This window comes from Xanthomonas sp. XNM01 (genome assembly GCF_014851915.1).
Classification (GTDB): Bacteria; Pseudomonadota; Gammaproteobacteria; order Xanthomonadales; family Xanthomonadaceae; genus Pseudoxanthomonas.
The window spans coordinates 1,136,492-1,156,119 of record NZ_JACVAP010000001.1 but is presented as its reverse complement, the minus strand read 5'-3'; the positions used below and the strand labels follow the sequence as shown (position 1 = coordinate 1,156,119).

The 19,628-nt window shown below is 72.3% G+C and carries 16 protein-coding genes; 11 read left to right on the top strand and 5 right to left on the bottom strand.

Annotated features, from left to right (window positions below; translation table 11 throughout):
- Positions 1–162 precede the first annotated feature (162 nt).
- Positions 163–1,047, bottom strand: coding sequence for a LysR family transcriptional regulator (locus IB242_RS05280; RefSeq protein WP_192277754.1), 885 nt, complete (start codon positions 1,045–1,047; stop codon positions 163–165).
- Positions 1,048–1,151: 104 nt separating this feature from the next.
- Between IB242_RS05280 and IB242_RS05275 the strand changes: the two genes are divergently transcribed.
- Together IB242_RS05275 and IB242_RS05270 are read left to right on the top strand one after the other, a co-directional pair.
- Positions 1,152–2,570, top strand: a complete 1,419-nt coding sequence (locus IB242_RS05275) for an MFS transporter (protein ID WP_192276524.1) — start codon at positions 1,152–1,154, stop codon at positions 2,568–2,570.
- Positions 2,570–3,238 (top strand): hypothetical protein, encoded by a 669-nt coding sequence (locus IB242_RS05270; protein WP_225540036.1) that lies wholly within the window; start codon positions 2,570–2,572, stop codon positions 3,236–3,238. The genes IB242_RS05275 and IB242_RS05270 overlap by 1 nt, the downstream gene beginning before the upstream one ends.
- Positions 3,239–3,452: 214 nt before the next feature.
- On the opposite strand, the gene IB242_RS05265 is transcribed toward IB242_RS05270, so the two are convergent.
- A complete protein-coding gene (locus IB242_RS05265; RefSeq protein ID WP_192276521.1) occupies positions 3,453–6,338 on the bottom strand; it encodes an EAL domain-containing protein in 2,886 nt (961 codons plus the stop codon).
- Positions 6,339–6,514: 176 nt separating this feature from the next.
- On the opposite strand from IB242_RS05265, the gene IB242_RS05260 reads away from it, so the two are divergent.
- The 4 genes from IB242_RS05260 to IB242_RS05245 all read left to right on the top strand — a co-directional run bounded on the left by IB242_RS05260 (position 6,515) and on the right by IB242_RS05245 (position 10,595).
- Positions 6,515–7,069: an RNA polymerase sigma factor gene (locus IB242_RS05260; RefSeq protein ID WP_192277749.1), complete on the top strand. Its 555-nt coding sequence runs from the start codon at positions 6,515–6,517 to the stop codon at positions 7,067–7,069.
- Positions 7,066–8,124 carry a hypothetical protein gene (locus IB242_RS05255; protein ID WP_192276518.1) on the top strand — a complete coding sequence of 353 codons (1,059 nt, stop codon included), beginning with the start codon at positions 7,066–7,068 and terminating at the stop codon, positions 8,122–8,124. The genes IB242_RS05260 and IB242_RS05255 overlap by 4 nt, the downstream gene beginning before the upstream one ends.
- Positions 8,125–8,223: 99 nt before the next feature.
- On the top strand, positions 8,224–8,832 hold the full coding sequence (locus IB242_RS05250; protein WP_192276515.1) for a YigZ family protein: 609 nt from the start codon (positions 8,224–8,226) through the stop codon (positions 8,830–8,832).
- Positions 8,829–10,595 carry an ABC transporter transmembrane domain-containing protein gene (locus IB242_RS05245; protein WP_192276512.1) on the top strand — a complete coding sequence of 589 codons (1,767 nt, stop codon included), beginning with the start codon at positions 8,829–8,831 and terminating at the stop codon, positions 10,593–10,595. The genes IB242_RS05250 and IB242_RS05245 overlap by 4 nt, the downstream gene beginning before the upstream one ends.
- Positions 10,596–10,906: 311 nt before the next feature.
- Here IB242_RS05245 and IB242_RS05240 read toward each other — a convergent pair whose 3' ends face one another.
- Genes IB242_RS05240 through IB242_RS05230 form a run of 3 tightly spaced genes read right to left on the bottom strand, consistent with a single transcriptional unit; the run spans position 10,907 to position 15,075 of the window.
- On the bottom strand, positions 10,907–11,362 hold the full coding sequence (locus IB242_RS05240; protein WP_192276509.1) for a L,D-transpeptidase family protein: 456 nt from the start codon (positions 11,360–11,362) through the stop codon (positions 10,907–10,909).
- 4 nt (positions 11,363–11,366) lie between these two features.
- The gene (locus IB242_RS05235) at positions 11,367–12,992 is read right to left on the bottom strand and encodes an acyl-CoA dehydrogenase family protein (protein ID WP_192276506.1); all 1,626 of its coding nucleotides are present in this window, start codon (positions 12,990–12,992) and stop codon (positions 11,367–11,369) included.
- Between the two features lie 19 nt (positions 12,993–13,011).
- Positions 13,012–15,075: an EAL domain-containing protein gene (locus IB242_RS05230; protein ID WP_192276503.1), complete on the bottom strand. Its 2,064-nt coding sequence runs from the start codon at positions 15,073–15,075 to the stop codon at positions 13,012–13,014.
- Between the two features lie 181 nt (positions 15,076–15,256).
- Here IB242_RS05230 and IB242_RS05225 point away from each other — a divergent pair, with 181 nt between their 5' ends.
- From IB242_RS05225 to IB242_RS05205, 5 genes are all read left to right on the top strand, one after another.
- The gene (locus IB242_RS05225; RefSeq protein WP_192276500.1) at positions 15,257–15,769 is read left to right on the top strand and encodes a CYTH domain-containing protein; all 513 of its coding nucleotides are present in this window, start codon (positions 15,257–15,259) and stop codon (positions 15,767–15,769) included.
- A 191-nt stretch (positions 15,770–15,960) separates the two neighbouring features.
- Entirely contained in the window at positions 15,961–16,656 is a 696-nt protein-coding gene (locus tag IB242_RS05220; protein ID WP_192276497.1) for a DsbA family oxidoreductase, read from the top strand.
- Between the two features lie 419 nt (positions 16,657–17,075).
- On the top strand, positions 17,076–18,077 hold the full coding sequence (gene nagZ / locus IB242_RS05215; protein WP_192276494.1) for a beta-N-acetylhexosaminidase: 1,002 nt from the start codon (positions 17,076–17,078) through the stop codon (positions 18,075–18,077).
- Between the two features lie 64 nt (positions 18,078–18,141).
- On the top strand, positions 18,142–18,726 hold the full coding sequence (locus tag IB242_RS05210) for a hypoxanthine-guanine phosphoribosyltransferase (RefSeq protein WP_192276491.1): 585 nt from the start codon (positions 18,142–18,144) through the stop codon (positions 18,724–18,726).
- 4 nt (positions 18,727–18,730) lie between these two features.
- The gene (locus IB242_RS05205) at positions 18,731–19,471 is read left to right on the top strand and encodes an S-methyl-5'-thioinosine phosphorylase (RefSeq protein WP_192276487.1); all 741 of its coding nucleotides are present in this window, start codon (positions 18,731–18,733) and stop codon (positions 19,469–19,471) included.
- The last annotated feature ends 157 nt before the right edge of the window (positions 19,472–19,628 follow it).

The window sequence follows — 19,628 nt, the reverse complement described above, 5'->3', positions numbered from 1 at the left end:
CGCCGCCACACACGCTTCAGGCAGAGCAAGCAGATGATCGGTGAGGTCATCGGTGCGGCGAAAACCGGGGTCTGAGTGCCGTTTCCGCTCCGAAGCCACACAGGACACCCGGTCCGCTCCCCGGCCGCCGCAGCGCGCCCGGACGCGAATGCCCTGGCCTGATCACCAGGCGCCGGCCAGCAACGCCTCGGCCAGCACCTGCAGCTTCGCCGAGTGCTGCCGCGACGGCGGGTAGATCAGCGAAAACTCGCGGCTGCGGCCCTCGAATGGCTGCAGCACGCGCTGAAGCCGGCCATCGGCCAGTGCATCGGCCACTGCGAAATCCATCACCTGGACGATGCCGACACCGGCGATCGCCGCTTCCACCAGCGGATCCCCGCTGTCGAACACCATCCGTGTCGATGGCGTGAGCTCGCGCAGCTGGCCGTCCTGCAGGAACTGCCAGTCCACCAGCCGCCCGCTGCGCAGGTTGCGCACCGCCAGGCAGGCATGCCCCCGCAGTGCGGCGACATCGCCCGGCGTGCCATGCGCGGCCAGATACGCCGGGCTGGCGACGGTGATCCAGCGCAGCGCGCGCAACGGCCGCGCGACGATGCGCTGGTCGGCGATCGGCCCGGTGCGCAGCGCCGCGTCGAAGCCCTCCTCGACCAGATCGACCAGGCGGTCGCTCAGCACCGCTTCGACCTGCAGCTGCGGATACCGGGCCAGCAACGGCGCGAGTAGCGGCACCAGCACCTTGCGCCCGAACATCGACGGGGCACTGATCTTCAGCGTGCCGGAGGGCGTGCAGGGCCGGTCGGCCAGCTGCCGCTCGGCATCTTCCATCCCGCACAGCAGCGGTGCGACCTGGTCGACGAACTGACGCCCGTCCGGGGTCAACGCGACGCTGCGGGTGTTCCGCTGCAGCAGTTTCACGCCCAGCGTCGCCTCCAGCCGCCCGATCGCCCGCGACAGGCCCGACTGGCTCAGCCCGAGCTGGCCGGCGGCGACGGTGAAGCTGCGTGCCTCGGCCACCTGCACCAGCATCCGCACCGCATTGAGGTCCATCGACGATCCGCTCATGCGAAAAATCATGACAGATATCGAACAACCCGGGTTTATGTATCGGCCCGCATCAATGAGACTGCCGTCCCCCGACGCCGGACCCCGCAATGACCGATCTGAAACACCCCCGCTGGGCGCTGGCCCTGCTGGCCACCGCGCAGCTGATCATCGCGCTGGACGCGACCATCATCTTCGTCGCCCTGCACGACATGGGCCGCGCCCTGCAGATCAACGCGCAGCAGCTGCAGTGGGTGGTCAGCGCCTACACCGTGGCGTTCGGCGGCTGCCTGCTGCTGGGCGGACGCGCCGCCGACCTGCTCGGCCGCCGTCGCTTCTACCGGCTGGGCATGCTGCTGTTCGCGCTGGCCTCGCTGCTGGGCGCGCTGGCGCCGGACGCCACCCTGCTGGTGATCGCACGCGCCGCGCAGGGCATGGGCGCCGCGCTGTTGTTTCCAGCGACTTTGGCGCTGATCAACACGCTGTACGCCGAAGGGCCGGTGCGCAACCGCGCACTGGCGATCTGGAGCATGGCCAGCGCGGTCGGCCTGGCGCTGGGCACCCTGCTCGGCGGGGTGCTGACCCAGGCCTTCGGCTGGCCGGCCGTGCTGGCGGTGATCGTGCCGCTGGCCAGCGCCTGCGCCGTCGGTGCTGGCGTCTGGCTGCCGGCCGATGGCGAACGCCTGCGCGGCCGTTCATTCGACCTTGGCGGCTGCCTGACCGTCACCGCCGGTGGCAGCCTGCTCGTGACCACGCTGGTGCAGGGCCCGGAATGGGGCTGGACCGCGCCGCTCACCCTGGTCTGCCTGCTGCTGGCGGTGGCGCTGCTGGCGCTGTTCGTCGTGATCGAAACGCGCAGCCGCGACCCGCTGATGCAGTTCGCCCTGCTGCGCCTGCCCGGCCTGCGCGCCGCGCTGGGCCTGACCTTCGCCTTCATGAGCAGCTACGGCGTGCAGTACTACTTCCTGGCGCTGTACTTCCAGGACGGCTATGGCTGGAGCCCGCTGCAGGCCGGGCTCGCGTTCCTGCTGCCGACCGTGGTCTGCACCTTCGGCATCCATGTCGCCGAACGCATGCTGCGGCGGCATTCGCCACGGCAGGTACTGGCCTGGGGCTTCGGCGCGGGCGCCGCCGGCATCGCCGCGGTGGCGCTGGCGCTGCCGCATGGAGCCGGCTACTGGCCGCTGCTGCCGGGCATCGTGGTGCTCAGCATCGGCCAGGGCATGAGCTGGACCGCGATGTGGATCGTCGCCGGCCAGGGCGTGCCGGCGCCGCAGCAGGGCGTGGCCTCGGGCATGGCCGCCACCGCGCAGCAGATCGGCGGCGCGCTGGGCCTGGCGGTGCTGGTGATGCTGGCCAACGCCGCACGCGGCGGGCAGCCAGCGACCAGCCCCGACGCGCTGCAGGGCATGGTCGATGCGCAGTACGGCGCCGCGCTGTTCGCCGGGCTCGGCATGCTGATCGCATTGGGGCTGCGACCGGCAAAGGTAGACTGCAGCACCCGCCACTGCCTGGCCGACAACGCCTGATGGAGCTGCTCGATCTTCGCCAGCCCCTGGATGCCTTCGCCGCCTGCAACGACGGCGACCAGGTGTGGGCCTCCTTCGGCTGGGTGCACGCCACCGATGGCGACCCACTGCAGGCGCGCTTCTGGCTGCCGCCCGACGAGGAGACCGCGTTCGACGATGACGGCGAGGTACCCGAGCACGCACGTGCGCTCGGCCTGTCGACCTATCTGGAACCGGCCACGTTCGCCGGCGTGCTCGAGGTGCAGAAACGCCAGCGGCCGTTGTCCACGCTGCAGGACTATGCGCAGGCGCTGGCCCATTACGCCGAGTACGACGCCTTTCTGGAGGTCGACGGCATCGACGCCACCACCGGCGAGGCCAGCGCCACGGAACAGCGGCAGGCGCGCGCCGCCGGTGTCGGGCCGGGCATCTTCGCCTCGTTCGACCTGGTGCTGACGGCGTGCCCCGATGCACGGATCAAGGTGGTGGCGCAGCAGGTGGCGCGCCTGCTGGAGATTCCGGCGGGCGAGGCGCTGGCACGCTGCAGGGCACTGCCACTGGCGCTCGGCGAGCAGCTCGACCGCAGGCGCGCAGGCGCGATCGCCACGGACTTCGCTCGCTTGGACGCGACACTGCAGGTGCAAGGCTACCGGCCGTTTCCGTGGTCGGCGCCGCCAGCACTGGTCTGAAGCCGGTGCAGACCGCATCGCTGCGCGCAGAATGCAACGCGCGGCCTGTCAACGGAACGCGCGGCCGACAGCTCATCCGGACGTCATGCCACGCATCGCGATGCTGCGTGGAGCACACCAGCGCATCGCACGCGCGATGCGGATGCCGATGCCATCGGCCTGACCCGGGCCGGACGATCGACGACTGCAGCCCCATCCGGGCCGCGTCCGTGACTCAGCCCATCCGCGCGGTCGGCCGCCCGAACAGGTAGCCCTGGCCGCTGTGACAACCCAGCTGGCGCAGGGTGTCGCGCTGCGCGGCCGTTTCCACGCCCTCTCCCACCGTGTCGATGCCCAGCGTGCCGGCCATCGCCAGGATCGCCCGCACCAGCGCCAGGCTCTCGCCGCGACGGCCTTCGGCATCCAGACCGGCGACGAAACTGCGGTCGATCTTCAGGCCCGAGATCGGGAACCGGTGCAGGTAGGACAGTGCCGAGAATCCGGTGCCGAAGTCGTCCAGTTGGGCCAGCACGCCGTTCTCGCGCAGCGTGCTGAGGATGCGCAGCGTGCGCGGCGCATCGTCCAGCAGCGCCACCTCGGTGATTTCCACCCGCAGCCGACGCGGATCGGCATCGGCCGCGGCGAGCAGGCCGAGCAGGCGGTCGGCGAAATCGGGCGAATGGAAATGCCGCGGCGAGACGTTGACCGACACATAGCCCGTGCCGCCGCAGGCCAGGGCCTGGACCACCTGCTCGTACAGCAGCCAGTCGACCTGCTCGATCAGTCCGGTTTCCTGGCCGCGGACGATGAACGCGTCCGGGCCCAGCAGCCCGCGCCGTTCGTGGCGCCAGCGCAGCAGCGCCTCGTAACCGACGACGACGCCGTCCTCCAGCCGCACGATGGGCTGGTAATGCGGGAGGAAATCGCGCCGCTTGATCGCGCGCCGCAGGTCGGCCTCCAGGTCCAGGCTGCGCATGGCCTCCTCGCGCATGGCCTCGTCGAACACCGCGTGGCGGTCGCGGCCGCTGGCCTTGGCCCGGTACATCGCCGCATCGGCGTCGCGCAGCAGCTCCTCGCCGCTGCGATAGCGCGGATGCCAGAACGCGATGCCCATGCTGGCCGATGGAAACAGTTCGCGCCCGGCCACCCACATCGGCTGGCCGAGCACGCCGAGCATCCGCTGTGCCACTTCGCGCACGCCCGACGGCCCATCCGGACAGGTCAGCAGGATCGCGAACTCGTCGCCACCCAGCCGCGCGACCAGGTCCTCGCCGCGCATGCTCGGGACGATCCGCCGGGCGACTTCGATCAGCAGCTGGTCGCCGGCGGCATGGCCGATGCTGTCGTTGACCAGCTTGAAGCGGTCCAGATCCAGGAACAGCACCGCGAAGGGCACTCCGTCTCCATGGCGGGCACGGTCGATCGCCGCATCCAGCCGCTCCAGCAGCAGGGTCCGGTTCGGCAGGCCGGTCAGCGCATCGTGACGGGCCTGGTGGGTGAGCTTCTGCTCGGCACGCAGGCGCTCGCCGATCTGGTCGAGCAGGCGCTCGTTGGCTTCCTCCAGTTCCACCGTGCGTGCCGCCACCCGGCGCTCCAGGTCGGCATGCGCCGCGCGCAGGCTGTCCTGCGCACGCTGTCTGGCCAGGCCGGCACTGATGTTGTGCGCGACGAACTCGAGCAGGCGCTGGTCGTCGGGGGTGAAGCGGATGCCGGCGCTGTAGCTCTGCACGGCCAGCACCCCGACCACCTCGCCATCGTGCGAGAGCGGCACGCCGAGCCAGGAGCGCGCCTGGCTGCCGCTTTCCTGGATCTCGCCCTCGGCCACCAGCGCCTCGATGCGCGCGCGGTCGGCCAGCAGCGCGCAGCGGTGGCGGATCACGTACTCGGTAATGCCCCTGCCGAGACGGCGCGGCGGCCGCTGGTCGCCGTGCTCGTCGACCGAATACACGAAGGCGATGCCCTCGCGCCCGGGATCGAGCAGCGCGATGTAGAAGTTGCGCGCGTAGAGCAGTTCGTCCACCGAGGCGTGCACCCTGGCGTAGTACTGCTCCAGGCTGGCCGAGGTGACCGCCATCTCGGCGATGCGGAACAGCGCGTGCTGCAGGCGCTCGCCGCGCTGGCGCTCCAGCACCTCTTCCTGCAGGTCCTGGTTGGCTTCCTGCAGCTCCAGGGTGCGTTCCCGGACCCGTCGCTCCAGTTCCGCCTGCGCCTGCCGGCGATCGAGCAGGATCCGCACGTGCTGGGCCACGTAACCCAGCAGCGCCTGTTCTTCGGTGCCGTACACGCCCGCCCGGTCGTAGCTCTGCACGACGATCGCACCGCAGATCCGATCGCCGCGCCGCATCGGCACGCCCAGCCAGTCGCGGCTGTCCGGCCCCTGTTCCTCGTCGCCGACGATGCCCAGCCGGGCACGCAGGTCGGAGGACGGGCCGCACAGCGGCTGGCCGTGGTGCAGCAGGGCGAAGGTCAGGCTGCTGCGCATCTCCTCCTCGCCCCATTCGCGCTCGACATCGGCGCGGTAGGCATCGACCTGGTCGGCGAAGTGCAGGAAGCGCACGCGGTTGCGCGCGTCGTCGTACTCGACGATATAGCAGTTCGGTGCGTACATCAGCGCGCCGATGATCGCGTGCAGGCGCTGCAGGATCACCTGCGTCTCCAGCTCGGCACCGGCCAGGTCGGTGATCTCGTACAGCGCCCGCTGCAGCCGGCGCGACGATTCCAGCGCATCGATCCTGAGGCGAGCGCGTTCGGTGCGCAGCGCGCCTGCCACCGCCTGGCAGGCCGCGCCCAGCCAGGCGTCGATATCGAAGCGCGTATCCGGCCGAAGTGCGGGCTGCAGGCCGACCGCGACGCACCCCTGCGCGTCGAGCACGACCAGCCTCATCGGGTCGGCGCCAGCCGTCTGGCCGCGCTGCAGGGCCTCGGCCAGATGCGCGCGCAGTCGAGAGTCCGCGTCCGCATGCCCGGCGCAGGCCAGCCCGAGCGCCGCGTCCTGCCAGCCGACCACCAGCGGGGTGTCGTCCGGCAGCAGCCGCGACAGCGATTCCAGCGTCGTCCGCAGGGACGTGTCGGGGCCGCCGGACTCCGCCGGTGCATGTCGGACGCTGGTGGTTGCGCTCATCCTCGCCCTGCGGGTTCCCTGCGCTCGCGTGCCGGCAGCATACCGCGCGGCGGGCGGTGCAACCCCATCAGCCCCACCCGCACGTTGACCCCTGCATGCAGATCGCCATCCACGCCCGTTCGCTCCACGCGCCGCCCCGCTTTGCACCGGTCGCCGCAGCCCGTAGTCTTGCGCCCGTGGAGCAGCCGGTCGACCCCAGCGACGAAACCCTGATGCTCGCCTATGCCGGCGGCGACGCGCCTGCGTTCGAGACGCTGTACGCCAGGCACCGGCTGCCGCTGTTCCGCTTCCTGCTCGGGCAGCTGCGCGACAAGGCGCTGGCCGAGGAGCTGTTCCAGGATGTCTGGCAGAAGGTGATCGCCGCGCGCGCCGGCTGGCGTCCGGAAGCGGCGTTCGGCACGTGGCTGTACCGGATCGCCCACAACCGCCTGAACGACCACTGGCGCGCGCAACGGCACCGGCCGGCCGCACCGCTGGACGCCGACCTGCGGCTGGCGGCGCTGGCCGATACCGATACCCCCGAATCCCGGGCCGACCAGGGCGAGCGTCATGCGCGCCTGATGCAGGCGCTGGACGAACTGCCCGACGAGCAGCGTGCCGTGGTGCTGCTGCGGCTGCAGCGCGAGCTGAGCCTGGAGGAGATCGGCACGATCACCGGCGTCGGCCGGGAAACGGTGAAATCGCGGCTGCGCTACGCGCTCGACAAGCTGCGCGCGAGGGTGGAACGATGAACGCCCCCAGACACCCCCTGACACCCGAAGAACGCGCCCTGGCCGACCACCTCGACGCGGCGCTGGACGATGCGATGCCATCGGCGGCGCTGGACGCGCGGATCCTGGCCCAGGCCCGCGGCGCCGTCGCCGGACCTGGAGCCGGAGCGGCTCAGGTCCATGCCGACCTGCCCGGCACCGACACGGTGCGGCGTCGCGGCGATGCCGCCCGCACGAGGCCGCGGCGACGCTGGGCGGCTCCGCTGGGTCTGGCCGCCTCGCTCACCCTGGCGGTCGGCGTGGCCTGGCAGCTGCGCGAACCGCCGCGAACGCAGACCGGGATGATCGCCGGACACGCCGAAGAGGCGGCACGCCCGGCCGACACGGCGATGCAGGAGGCGCCAGCCGCGCCGCAGGCCGCGCCGGCGCTGCGCAGCGATGCGGCAACCGCTCCCGAACCACCGGCCACTGCCGCCCGCCCTGCGCCGCCAGCGGCTGCCCGCTCCGCGCCGTCGACCGCGACCGGAACCGGCATCGCGCGGCCGGCGCCGGCACCGCCGGCCACATCCGACGCCGCGAGCGAACCCGCCTTCGTGGACACGCTTCCCGCACCCCCGCCTGCGGCGACACCTGCACCAGCCGCGGAACAGCGCATGCAGGATGCGGCGCCGGCCGCCGCGCGTCGTGCAGGCATGCGGGCGGCGGAAGCACGGCCCGAGGCCGCCGTGGCAGCGCCGGCGGCCGCACCCGCAGCCATGCGCCTGCGCCCGGAGACCACCGGTGAGGTCATCGTCACCGGGACGGCACTCCCGGCACCGCCGCCGGCAGCGCCGGTCGTCGCCGCGGACGCGCCAGCGGCGTTGCGCACGCAGGAGCAGGCAGCGGCGGACAAGGCCCAGGCACGGCCGGCGCCCTCCCGCGATGCACACGATCCGGCGGACATCGCCGGCTGGCTGGAACGCATCCGGCAGCAGCGCGACCGCGGCGATCTGGACGGCGCACGCGCCAGCCTCGCCCGCTTCGTCGACGCCCATCCCGGGCACCCGCTGCCGGAGGATCTGCGGGCGCTGCGCTGAACCTCGACAGGCGGCGTGACGGCGTCGCGTTGCACGGCGACGCCGCTTGGACATTCGGTCAGCCGCGGCCGTCGGCCCGGATGACCTAAAATCGCGGCGATGACCGACACCCTCGCCGCCCCGGCCACGCATGCCCTCGAGGTCAAGCACAGCCGCTTCATCGCCCAGGCCGCACCGGTCGAGAGCGCGGAGGCGGCGCTGGCGTTCTTCGGTGCCGTGTCCGACCCGGCCGCCACCCACAACTGCTGGGCCTACCGGATCGGCGGCGAGTACCGCTCCAGCGACGACGGCGAGCCCGCCGGCACCGCCGGGCGGCCGATCCTGGCCGCGATCGACGGCCAGGGCTACGACCGGGTCGCGGTCGTCGTGACCCGCTGGTACGGCGGCATCAAACTGGGCGCCGGCGGCCTGGTCCGCGCCTACGGCGGCAGCGCCGCCGAATGCCTGCGCACCGCCGAGCGGCGGCCCCTGGTGACGATGGCGACGCTGACCGTCGCCGGGCCGTTCGATGCACTCGGCACCATCCACACGGCACTGGCCGCGCATGAGGCAAGCATGACCGACGAGCGCTTCGACGCCGATGGCGCCGTGCTCACGCTCAGCCTGCCCGCCGACCGGCTCGACGCGCTGAAGACCCGCCTGCGCGACGCTACCCGCAACCGCATCCGCTTCGACGACGAAGCGCGCCACGAGACATCCACGCAATGACCGATTCCTCTCCCGACCGTCGAGGCCGCATGCGCAAGCTCGGCAGCCTGAACACGCTGTGGCCGTTCGTGCGCCGCCATCGCGGGCTGTTCGTGGCCTGGCTGGGCGCGCTGGCGCTGTCCTCGAGCGCCACGCTGAGCCTGCCGGTGGCGGTGCGCTACATGATCGACCGCGGCTTCACCGGCGGCGGCCAGATCAACCTGGCCTTCGGCCTGCTGTTCGCGGTGGCGGTGGTGCTGGCGGTCGCCACTGCCGCACGCTTCTTCTTCGTGTCGCTGCTGGGCGAGAAGGTCGTGGCCGACCTGCGCGACCGGCTGTACGCGCACCTGATCGGGCTGGATCCGGGCTTCCACGACCGCAGCCGCAGCGGTGAACTGGTCTCGCGCCTGTCGGCCGACAGCGAGCTGCTGCGCAGCGTGATCGGCACGACGATGTCGGTGGCGCTGCGCAGCACCGTCACCGTGATCGGCAGCCTGGTGATGCTGTTCGTCACCAGCCCGCACCTGGCCGCGTATTCGCTGATCGGCATCCCGCTGTCGGTGCTGCCGATCGTGCTCGGCGCGCGCCGCCTGGAAAAGGCCTCGCGCGCCAGCCAGGACCGCGTCGCCGATGCCAACGCGCTGGCCGCAGAAACGCTGGGCGCGGTGCGCACGGTGCAGGCGCACGCGCGCGAACCCTACGAGCGCGGCCGCTTCGGCGCCGCGCTGCAGGTCGCGGTCGATACCGCCCGGCGCCGGATCGGCGCCCAGGCCGCGGTGACCGCCGCGGCCATCGTGCTGGTGTTCGGCGCGATCGTGCTGGTGCTGTGGTCGGGCGCGCACGAGGTGATCGAAGGCAACATGAGCGCCGGCACGCTCGGCCAGTTCGTGCTGTACGCGCTGATCGGCGGCGGTTCGGTCGGTGCGCTGGCCGAGGTCTGGAACGAGCTGCAGCGCGCCGCCGGCGGCATGGGCCGGATCAGCGAACTGCTGCAGGAACAGCCGCAGGTGGCGGCGCCGGCCCAGCCCAGACCCCTGCCGCAGCCGCTGCGCGGCGCGATCCGCTTCGAGCAGGTGTCCTTCCATTACGCCGGGCGCGAGGATGCCCCGGCGCTGGACGGCTTCGACCTGGACGTACGCCCGGGCGAGACCGTCGCCCTGGTCGGTCCGTCCGGCGCCGGCAAGAGCACGGTGCTGTCGATGCTGCTGCGCTTCCACGACCCGCAGTCCGGCGCGGTGCGGATCGACGGCGTCGACCTGCGCGAACTGGACCCGGCCGCGCTGCGCGAGCGCATCGCGCTGGTGCCGCAGCAGCCGACCCTGTTCGCCGCCAGCGCGCGCGACAACATCCGCTACGGCCGGCTCGAGGCCGACGACGCGCAGGTCGAGGCCGCCGCCCGCGCCGCCGAGGCCGACGAGTTCATCCGCGCCCTGCCCGGCGGCTACGCCAGCGAACTGGGCGAGCGCGGCACGCGCCTGTCCGGCGGCCAGCAGCAGCGCGTGGCGATCGCCCGCGCCCTGCTCAAGGACGCGCCGGTGCTGCTGCTGGACGAGGCCACCAGCGCACTGGACGCGCAGAGCGAACGGGCCGTGCAGCACGCGCTGGCCAACCTGATGCAGGGCCGGACCACGCTGGTGGTCGCGCACCGGCTGGCGACCGTGCTCAAGGCCGACCGGATCGTGGTGATGGACCGCGGCCGGATCGTGGCCGAGGGCACGCACGAACAGCTGCTGGCGCAGGACGGCCTGTACGCGGAACTGGCGCGGCTGCAGTTCCTGGACTGAACCGGCCGATCGCAGGCGCGAACCCGGCGCTGGAGTCAGCCTCTGGCGGAACGCGGCCTGCGCGTGGATGACCATGGCAGCGGCGCAGGCCGCGCGCGGGGATGGCGCGCGGCCCGGTGTGATGCGGCAGGCGGCCATTGCGGCTCATGCACGCACTCCGGGCCGCTGCCCGGCGCTGCGGCGCGCGGTGGCGACATGGGGCTGGTGACCAAGACGGCGCGAACGCAGACCGCGACCGGAGACACCGGACACCGCGCCGTCCATGGCGGACGCGACCGGCCGCGGCGAGGCCGACCGCCCGTGCGCACCGCTCAGGGCAGCAGGTGCACGCGCGTACCGACGTCGACCCGCTGCCAGATCGCCTCCATGTCGGCGTCCGACACGGCCACGCAACCTTCGGTCCAGTCGCCGGTGCGGCACTGCGGATTGCCGTGGATCATGATGTCGCCGCCCGGCGCCACACCTGCCGCCTGCGCCCGGGCCAGGTCGTCGGCCGCCGGATAGGAGATCCGCAACGACAGGTGATAGCGGCTGCGCGGGTTGCGCAGCGCGATCCTGTAGTGCCCCTCGGGCGTGCGGCCATCGCCTTCGCGCTGCTTGTGGCCCAGTGGCGATGGGCCCAGCGCGATCGGATGGCTGGCCAGCACCCGGCCCTCGCGCAGCAGCAGCAGGCGGCGATCGCGCTTGTGCACGACCACCAGATCGGCACGCTGCGCCGGATCCAGCAGGGCCGGCGGCCAGGGCGCAGCGCTGGCGTCCGGCGTCATCGGCTCAGGCCGGCAGCGCGCGGGCCAGCACGCTGGCGGTGTCGATCCCGCCGGGCAGCGTTCCCAGCGCCCAGCTGTGCTCGCCGCCCAGCCGGCTGCGCACGAACGCGGGCGCCAGCGGGCTGTCGTGGGCCAGCAGCACCGCCGCCTGCAGGGCCAGCGCAAGCCGTTCGACCAGCCGGCGCGCGTCGCCTTCTCCGGCGGCATCGATCTGCGCGGGCAGGCGGGCGACCGTGGCATCGAACACCGGGTCGCGGCCGCCACCGGTCGCGATGCTGTCGAGCAGGGCTCCGCGCACCCCAGGCTCGCGTTCGAGCGCGCGCAGCACGTCCAGGCACTGGATGTTGCCGCTGCCTTCCCAGATGCCGTTGAGCGGCGCCTGCCGGTACAGCCGCGGCAGGATCGATTCCTCGATGTAGCCGGCACCGCCCAGGCATTCCTGGGCCTCGTTGACGCAGGCCGGCGCGCGCCGGCACAGCCAGTACTTGCCGATGGCCGTGGCCACCCGCGCCAGCGCGGCTTCGCGCGGGTCGGCAGGCGCGGCATCGACCGCGGCGGCCACGCGCAGCGCCAGCCGCGTGGCCGCCTCCGATTCCAGCGCCAGGTCGGCCAGCACGTTGGCCATCAGCGGCTGCTCGACCAGGCGGCGCCCGAAAGCCCGACGGTGGCGGGCGTGATGCAGCGCCTGGGCCAGCGCCATCCGCACCTCGGCGGCAGCGGCGAGCATGCAGTCGAGCCGGGTCAGCATCACCATCTCGATGATGGTGGACACGCCGCGCCCCTCCTCGCCGACCGGCCAGGCCTGCGCACCACACAGCTCGACCTCGGACGAGGCGTTGGACCAGTCGCCCAGCTTGTCCTTGAGCCGCAGCAGGCGGTAGGCATTGCGGCTGCCGTCCGGCAGCAGGCGCGGCATCAGGAAGCACGACAGCCCAGCCGCCGCCTGGGCCAGCACCAGGAAGCCGTCGGACATCGGCGCCGACAGGAACCACTTGTGCCCGACCAGGGCGTGGCCATCGCCGTGCGGCGTGGCGACGGTGGTGTTGGCACGCACGTCCGAGCCGCCCTGCTTTTCGGTCATGCCCATGCCGATGGTCAGGCCGGCCTTGGCCGACGCCGGCACATCGGCGGGATCGTAATGCGGGGCGGCCGCGCGCGTGGCCCAGTCCTGCAGCGCCGGTGCGCGCCGCAGCACGGGCACCGCGGCATGGGTCATGGTCAGCGGGCAACTGGTGCCCGCCTCGGCCTGATGATGCAGGTAGCTGAGCGCGGCGCGTGCGACGTGCGCGCCCGGGCCGGGCGTGTGCCAGCTCAGCCCGGCCACGCCATGCGTCTTCGCGGCGTGCATCAACTGGTGATAGGCCGGATGGAATTCGACCGTGTCGATGCGATGGCCGGACCGGTCGTGGCTGCGCAGCCGCGGGCGGTCGCGGTTGGCGTCGAATCCGAGCCGGTAGAGCGCATCGCCGGCAAGCCGGCCGTAGGCCTCCAGCCGCGGCGCGAAGCCCTGCGCCGCGCCGGCGATCACCGCCTCGCGCAGCGCGAGGTCGTCCTGCCACAGGTCGCGCGGTTCGAACGGCGGCGGCTGGTTGTCGACGCGGTGGGTCTCGAACGCCGGCAGGTCCTGCATGATCGCGCTCCGGCCGCGCTCAGAACTCGAAGTTCATCGCCGCGCCGACCGGAGCCACGAATCCGCCGGCGACGTAGTCGACCGCGGCGCTGAACAGCTGGGTCATCGCCTGCGCGTCGCCGACCTCGGTGGCGATCGTGGCGATGCCCTCCTGCTGCGCGCGCACGGTGATCTCGCGCACCTTGTCCTGCGCCTCGGCCGAGCGCGCCAGTTCCTCGGTCAGGGTCGGGTCGATCTTGACGAAGGCCGGCTTGAAGTGGGTCAGCAGCTGGAACGAATCCAGGCCGGAACCGAACTGCTCCAGGCCCACGCGGCACCCCAGCGGCGCGACCTCGGCGACGAACTGCTGGGCCTGGCGCAGGTGGGTGAACACCTTCGCCTCGGGCGCTTCCAGCCACAGATGGTCGCCCGGCACCTCGTGGGCGGCCAGCTCGCGCCGGATCAGCTGGGCCAGCGCCGGATCGGCGAACGAGGCCGGGCTGACCCGGACCAGCAGACGGGTCTGGCGGCCGGCGCGGGCACGCTCGGCGAGCAGCGCGATCGCACGCCGCACGACCCAGTGGTCGATCCGCTCCAGCAGGCCGTGTTCCTCGGCGATGCTGAGGAAGCCGGCCGGGGCCACCAGCTCGCCGTTGGCGTCGATGCGCAGGTGGGTTTCGTACAGCTCGCCCGGTTCGCCCTGCAGGCTGATCAGCGGCTGGTAATGCAGCACGAAGCCGTCGCCGTCCAGCGCCTCCTCGATCCGCGACACCCAGCGCTGCACGCGCTCTTCCTCGGCGCGGTCGACCGCGCCGGGGTCGAACACCTGGACCGCGTTGCCGCCCAGCTCCGAGGCCGCATGCAGGCAGGAATTGGCCCGGGCCAGGACCTGGCCGACGCTGGCGATCTTCTCGCCGACCTGGACGCCGCCGATGCTGGCGGTCACCGTCACCGAGCGCTCGCCGACCGCGAACAGATGCGTCGCGAAGCCGTCGCGCAGCGTCTCGGCCACCGCCTTGGTGCGCGCGTGGCCGCCTTCCATCAGCAGGGCGAAGCTGTGCTCGCCGAAGCGGGCGATCTGCACGTCGGCCTCGACGCTGCCACGCAGGCGCGCCGCCAGCGCGGCGACCAGCGCATCGGCCGAATCCAGCCCGATGTCCGGCAGCAGCCGGTTGTAGTGGTCCGGCTCGACCAGCAGGAAGCCGTACTGGCCGCCATCGCGCCCGACCTGGGCCACCGCGTCCTCCAGCATGCGCATGAAGGTCGGGCGGTTCAGCAGCCCGGTGACCTGGTCGCGCCGGCGCAGTTCCTCGACCTCGCGCGCCAGCTCCGGATCCAGTTCCTCACGGCGGCGGAACACCACCTGCACGCAGGCCTCGCCCTCGTAGCTGGCGGTGGCGAACTCCATCTTCGCCGGGAAGGTGCTGCCGTCGAGGTGGCGCGCCTCCATCAGGTACTCGGCCGGCGGCGGCTCGCCGCGCGACAGCGACTTCAGCAGCTGCTTGAACCCGTCCGCGTGCTGGGCACCGACCAGGTCCAGCAGCGACACGCCCTCGACGTCGTCGAAGGAATCGAAGCCGAACATCTCCAGGTAGGCGTCGTTGGCCCGGATGTGCATGCCTTCGTGGATGTAGGCGACCGGATCGCGCGAGGAGGCGATCAGCGCATCGCAACGGCGTTCGGTCTCGCGCAGCTGCGCCTCGAGCCGGCGCAGGCCGCGGCGGGCCTCCAGGTCCGCCCATTCGCGCTGGACCACTTCGACCAGGTGCTCGGGCCGGCGCTTGAGCGCGACCGCGCGCGCGCCATCGGCGTACGCGCCCAGCACCGAGCCATCGTCCAGCGTCTCCAGCAACGCCAGCAGCGGCGCATCCTTGCCGCTGGCATCGACCCGCTGCCCGACCTCCGCAAGCGGCGTGAGCTGGGACTGCGACACCAGGATCAGGTCGACCGGCTGGGCCGCCACCATCTCGCTCAGTTCGGCCAGCGACTGTGGCCGCAGCGGCCGGACCGCGATCCCGCCATTGCGCAGGGCGCTGACGATGGCCTCGGCGTCCTCGACGCGGTCGTCGACGATCATCAGCCGGATCGTGATGTCTTTCTGCATGCGTGCTCTGCGAACGGGGAAGCGCGGGGGAAGCCGGTTTAATACACGATGGCCCCGGAAGCGTCCATGACGGAACGCGGGAAACGTGCCGTGCGCGCCGGTCCGCAGCACGGGCAGGATGCGCTGTTCGGACCGGGCGCCCCGCCCTACCATGGCCGCCCACCACGCAGGGTCAGGACCAATGGGCATCGAAATCGAACGCAAGTTCCTGGTGAAGGGCGACGGCTGGCGTGACGCCGCCGGGCGCGTGCAGCCGATGGCGCAGGGCTACCTCAACGACCTGGCCTTGGTCGACGGGATCCGGCAGAAGGCGTCGGTGCGGGTCCGGATCGAAGGCGACCAGGCCTTCCTGAACATCAAGTCGCGCGAGTCCGGGCACACCCGGCAGGAGTTCGACTACCCGGTGCCGGTCGACGACGCCCGGGCACTGCTCGCGCTGACCGTGGGCGGCCTGGTCGACAAGCGCCGGCACTACGTCGAGCACGAGGGCCACCTGTGGGAGGTCGACGAATTCCTCGGCGACAACGCCGGCCTGGTCGTGGCCGAGATCGAACTGGATGCCGCCGACGAAGCCTTCGCCCTGCCCGACTGGGCCGGGATGGAGGTCACCGACCAGACCCGCTATTACAACCTCGCACTGGCCTCCCGGCCGTATGCGCAGTGGAGCGAGGACGAGCGTCGCGGCGGCGCCTGAAACGGCCGGCCGACCCACCCGTCGCCCGGCTGACACGGTGACGTCGAGGCCTGCGGCTCCGGCCGCTCCCGGTCATCGCGCCAGCCCGGCGCCAGGTCGGCAGCGTCCGCACGGGCGGTGGGCCCTGCCGCCGCGGCGACCATGCCGCTGCCACGCTTGCGTACCGCCGGTGCCATCCCCATGTGCCTGCGATGAGAATCGATATCTGGTCCGACGTGGTCTGTCCCTGGTGCTGGATCGGCAAGCACCGCTTCCAGCGTGGTGTCGAACTGCTGGGCGATGACGCCCCCGCGCTGGAGGTCCACTGGCATCCGTTCCAGCTCGACCCCGAGGCCGGCACCGACCCGGTCCCGCTGCGCCAGGCGCTGGCGGCCAAGTTCGGCGGCGGCGAGCGGGTCTCCCAGATGCTGGCCGGTACCCAGGCCGCGGCGCGGGCCGAGGGGTTGCCGATGGATTTCGATGCAGGCCAGGTCCAGGTCAGCACCCTGGACGCGCACCGGCTGCTGTGGCTGGCCGCGCGCGAAGGCGACGCGGGGGCCGTGGGCGAGGCGCTGTTCCGCGCCCATTTCGTCGACGGCCGCAACCTGGCCGGACGCGACACCCTGGTCGCCGCGGGCGCCGCCGGCGGACTGACGGCCGCGCGCGTCGACGCGCTGCTGGCGGGCGACGAAGGGCTGGCCGAGGTCCGTGCGGACATCGCCCAGGCCCAGTCGATGGGCATCCGTGCGGTGCCGACCTTCGTCATCGACGGCCGCTACGCGGTCCAGGGCGGACAGCCGCCGGAGGTCTTCGCCCAGGCCCTGCGCCAGGCCCAGGCCGACGCCCCAGCGGCGGCCGCGCAACCGGCACCGGACCAGGCGTGCGGCCCCGAGGGCTGCAGCGTCTGAAGGCGGGGTCGCCCCCCTGATTCCGCCCCATGCCGGTCCGACGCCAGGCCATACCGGTACGAGCGTGCTTCCGCGCGAGTGCGCGTCGGCACGCGGCTCCCCCGACACGGGGCCGAGATCGCCATGGCCGCCGCAACGGGCACGCTGTGCCACGTTGCCATCGTGCCCGTACGCTCGCCGAGACCCTCAGCGTCCTGACGTTCAGCCGCAACGGCAACGCCGACGACGCCTGCCGGCCGCGCCTTCCATCGACGCGCTGTGATCGATCTCCGCCTCCCCGACGCATGCGCGGCGACAGCCTCCGGCCACGGCGTCGTGCCGGTCGCGGTGCGCGGACATCGCCGGCCTCCAACAGCGGCACCCGCATCTGCGACAATCCGGTCACGCGCGCACCGCGCGGTCTGACGGAGCTCCACCGCATGCTCGTGATCGGCGTCGCCGGCACCGAACTCACCGCCCAGGAACGCGACTGGCTGCAGCACGACGCCGTCGCCGGGGTGATCCTGTTCAAGCGCAACTTCGCCTCGCGCGACCAGGTGGCCGAGCTGTCGGCGGCGATCCGTGCCGCCGCGCCGCGCCCGCAGCTGATCTGCGTGGACCAGGAAGGCGGCCGCGTGCAGCGCTTCCAGGATGGCTACAGCCCGCTGCCGCCGCTGGACACTTTCGGAAAGCTCTACGCGCAGGACCAGGCCGCCGCACTGCGCCTGGCCGAGGAACACGCCTGGCTGATGGCCAGCGAGATCCGCGCCAGCGGCGTCGACCTGAGCTTCGCGCCCGTGGTCGACCTGGCCCGCGGCAACCGCGCGATCGGCAACCGCGCCTTCAGCGACGACCCGCAGGTGGTCGCCGCGTTCACCCGCGCCTACGTGCGCGGCATGCATTCGGTCGGCATGGGCGCCACGCTCAAGCACTTTCCCGGCCACGGCACCGTGCTCGAGGACACCCACTTCGACGACGCGGTCGACCCGCGCCCGCTGGAGGTGCTGCGCAGCGAGGACCTGGTCCCGTTCGTGGCCGGCATCGACGCCGGTGCCGACGCGGTGATGATGGCGCACGTGGCCTATCCGCAGGTCGCGCCGGAGCCGGCCGGCTACTCGCCGCGCTGGATCCAGCAGATCCTGCGCGAGGAGATGGGCTTCCGCGGCGTGGTCTTCTCCGACGACATCGGCATGGCCGCGGCCTACTCGGCCGGCGGCATCAAGGCCCGCGTCGACGCGCACCTGGATGCCGGCTGCGACGTCGTCCTGGTCTGCCATCCCGAACTGGTCGCCGACTCGCTGGCCGCGGTCGAAGGCCGTGCACTGAACACCGCCGCGCTGCTGGGCCTGATCGGCCGCGGCGCGCTGGGCTGGGACGGCCTGCTCGCCGATACCCGCTACGGCGGTGCCCGCGCCAACCTGCCACCCACCTCCCTCGCCTGACCTTCCCGGCCGGCCGCCGGCTCCGGCGGTTCAGCCTTCCCCCCTGATCCGGTAGCATCACCTGATGTCGAATCTCCTGATTTCCGAAGTCCTCGCCCGCGCCGACCTGCTGGTCGACCGCGCCACCATCGACGACGCCGTGGCCCGCATGGCCGGCCAGATCGCCCACGATTACATGGGCGATGTCCCGCGCGACCGCCTCGGCGACAGCTTCGTGCCGGTGTTCCTGACGATCATGCACGGCGGCATGCCGTTCGCCGGACAGCTGTCGCTGGAGCTGGGCGCACGCGGCCTGGACCTGCAGTTCGATTACCTGCACGCCACCCGCTACCGCGGCGAGAACGCCGGCGGCGAACTGGTCTGGAAGCACCGCCCGGCCACCTCGCTGTACGGCCGCCGCGTGCTGCTTGTCGACGACATCCTCGACGAGGGCCAGACCCTGCGCGAGGTCAGCCGCTGGTGCATCGAACAGGGTGCCACCGACGTGCGCATCGCCGCGCTGGTGGTCAAGGACCACGACCGCCGCATCGAAGGCGTCAGCGCCGACTACGTCGGCGTGCACGTGCCGGACCGCTACGTGTTCGGTTTCGGCATGGACTACTCCGAGCAGGGCCGCAACCTGCCCGGCATCTACGCGCTGCGGGACTGAGCGCATGGAGATCGCGCTGGCGGTGATCGGCGGCACCGGCGTGTACCGCCTGGCCGCGCTGGAGGACGTCGAGGCACGCGAGGTCGACACGCCCTACGGCAGGCCCTCCGGACCGCTGCGGATCGGTCGCCTCGGCGACCGCCGCGTGGCCTTCCTCGCCCGCCACGGCGAAGGCCATGCGCTGCCGCCGCACCGGGTCAACTACCGCGCCAACCTGCATGCGCTCAAGCAGGCCGGTGCGCAGCGCGTGCTGGCGCTGAACACGGTCGGCGGCATCACCGACGATTACGGCCCGCGCGTGCTGGCCTGCCCGGACCAGCTGATCGACTACACCTGGGGCCGCGAGTCGACCTTCTGGGACGGCGAAGGCGAGGCCCTGCATGTCGATTTCGGCCATCCGTACAGTCCCCTGTTCCGGACCAAGCTGCTGGCGGCCGCGCGCGTCACCGGTGCCAGCGTCGTCGATGGCGGCTGCTATGGCGCCACCCAGGGCCCGCGCCTGGAGACCAACGCCGAGATCGCACGGATGCGCCGCGACGGCTGCGACCTGGTCGGCATGACCGGCATGCCCGAGGCCGCGCTCGCGCGCGAGCTGGGCCTGGAGTACGCCTGCCTGGCGATCGTCGCCAACTGGGCCGCCGGCTGCGGCGATGCCGCCGAGATCACCCTGGCCGAAGTGCTGGACAACGTGGCCGCCGCCTCGGCCGGCCTGCCCGAACTGGTCGCCGAACTCGCCCGCGGCTGAGCCGCACCGCGGTCTCGCCGGGCAGGTGCATGCCCGGCGCGGCGGGACGTCCGACGGGCCGAAGGCACCACGCTGGTGCATCGCTGGCGGCGTGATCGGCGATGTAAGAATTATGTTGCGGCACGGATTGTCAGCACGCGCGAGGATTTGCATACTC

Coding starts and splice junctions, on each gene's coding strand:
- IB242_RS05230 (WP_192276503.1), bottom strand. CDS start 15,075: ATGCAGAAAGACATCACGATCCGGCTGATGATCGTCGACGACCGCGTC.
- IB242_RS05275 (WP_192276524.1), top strand. CDS start 1,152: ATGACCGATCTGAAACACCCCCGCTGGGCGCTGGCCCTGCTGGCCACC.
- IB242_RS05205 (WP_192276487.1), top strand. CDS start 18,731: ATGGAGATCGCGCTGGCGGTGATCGGCGGCACCGGCGTGTACCGCCTG.
- IB242_RS05250 (WP_192276515.1), top strand. CDS start 8,224: ATGACCGACACCCTCGCCGCCCCGGCCACGCATGCCCTCGAGGTCAAG.
- IB242_RS05265 (WP_192276521.1), bottom strand. CDS start 6,338: ATGAGCGCAACCACCAGCGTCCGACATGCACCGGCGGAGTCCGGCGGC.
- nagZ (WP_192276494.1), top strand. CDS start 17,076: ATGCTCGTGATCGGCGTCGCCGGCACCGAACTCACCGCCCAGGAACGC.
- IB242_RS05210 (WP_192276491.1), top strand. CDS start 18,142: ATGTCGAATCTCCTGATTTCCGAAGTCCTCGCCCGCGCCGACCTGCTG.
- IB242_RS05240 (WP_192276509.1), bottom strand. CDS start 11,362: ATGACGCCGGACGCCAGCGCTGCGCCCTGGCCGCCGGCCCTGCTGGAT.
- IB242_RS05280 (WP_192277754.1), bottom strand. CDS start 1,047: ATGGACCTCAATGCGGTGCGGATGCTGGTGCAGGTGGCCGAGGCACGC.
- IB242_RS05235 (WP_192276506.1), bottom strand. CDS start 12,992: ATGCAGGACCTGCCGGCGTTCGAGACCCACCGCGTCGACAACCAGCCG.
- IB242_RS05255 (WP_192276518.1), top strand. CDS start 7,066: ATGAACGCCCCCAGACACCCCCTGACACCCGAAGAACGCGCCCTGGCC.
- IB242_RS05220 (WP_192276497.1), top strand. CDS start 15,961: ATGAGAATCGATATCTGGTCCGACGTGGTCTGTCCCTGGTGCTGGATC.
- IB242_RS05270 (WP_225540036.1), top strand. CDS start 2,570: ATGGAGCTGCTCGATCTTCGCCAGCCCCTGGATGCCTTCGCCGCCTGC.
- IB242_RS05245 (WP_192276512.1), top strand. CDS start 8,829: ATGACCGATTCCTCTCCCGACCGTCGAGGCCGCATGCGCAAGCTCGGC.
- IB242_RS05225 (WP_192276500.1), top strand. CDS start 15,257: ATGGGCATCGAAATCGAACGCAAGTTCCTGGTGAAGGGCGACGGCTGG.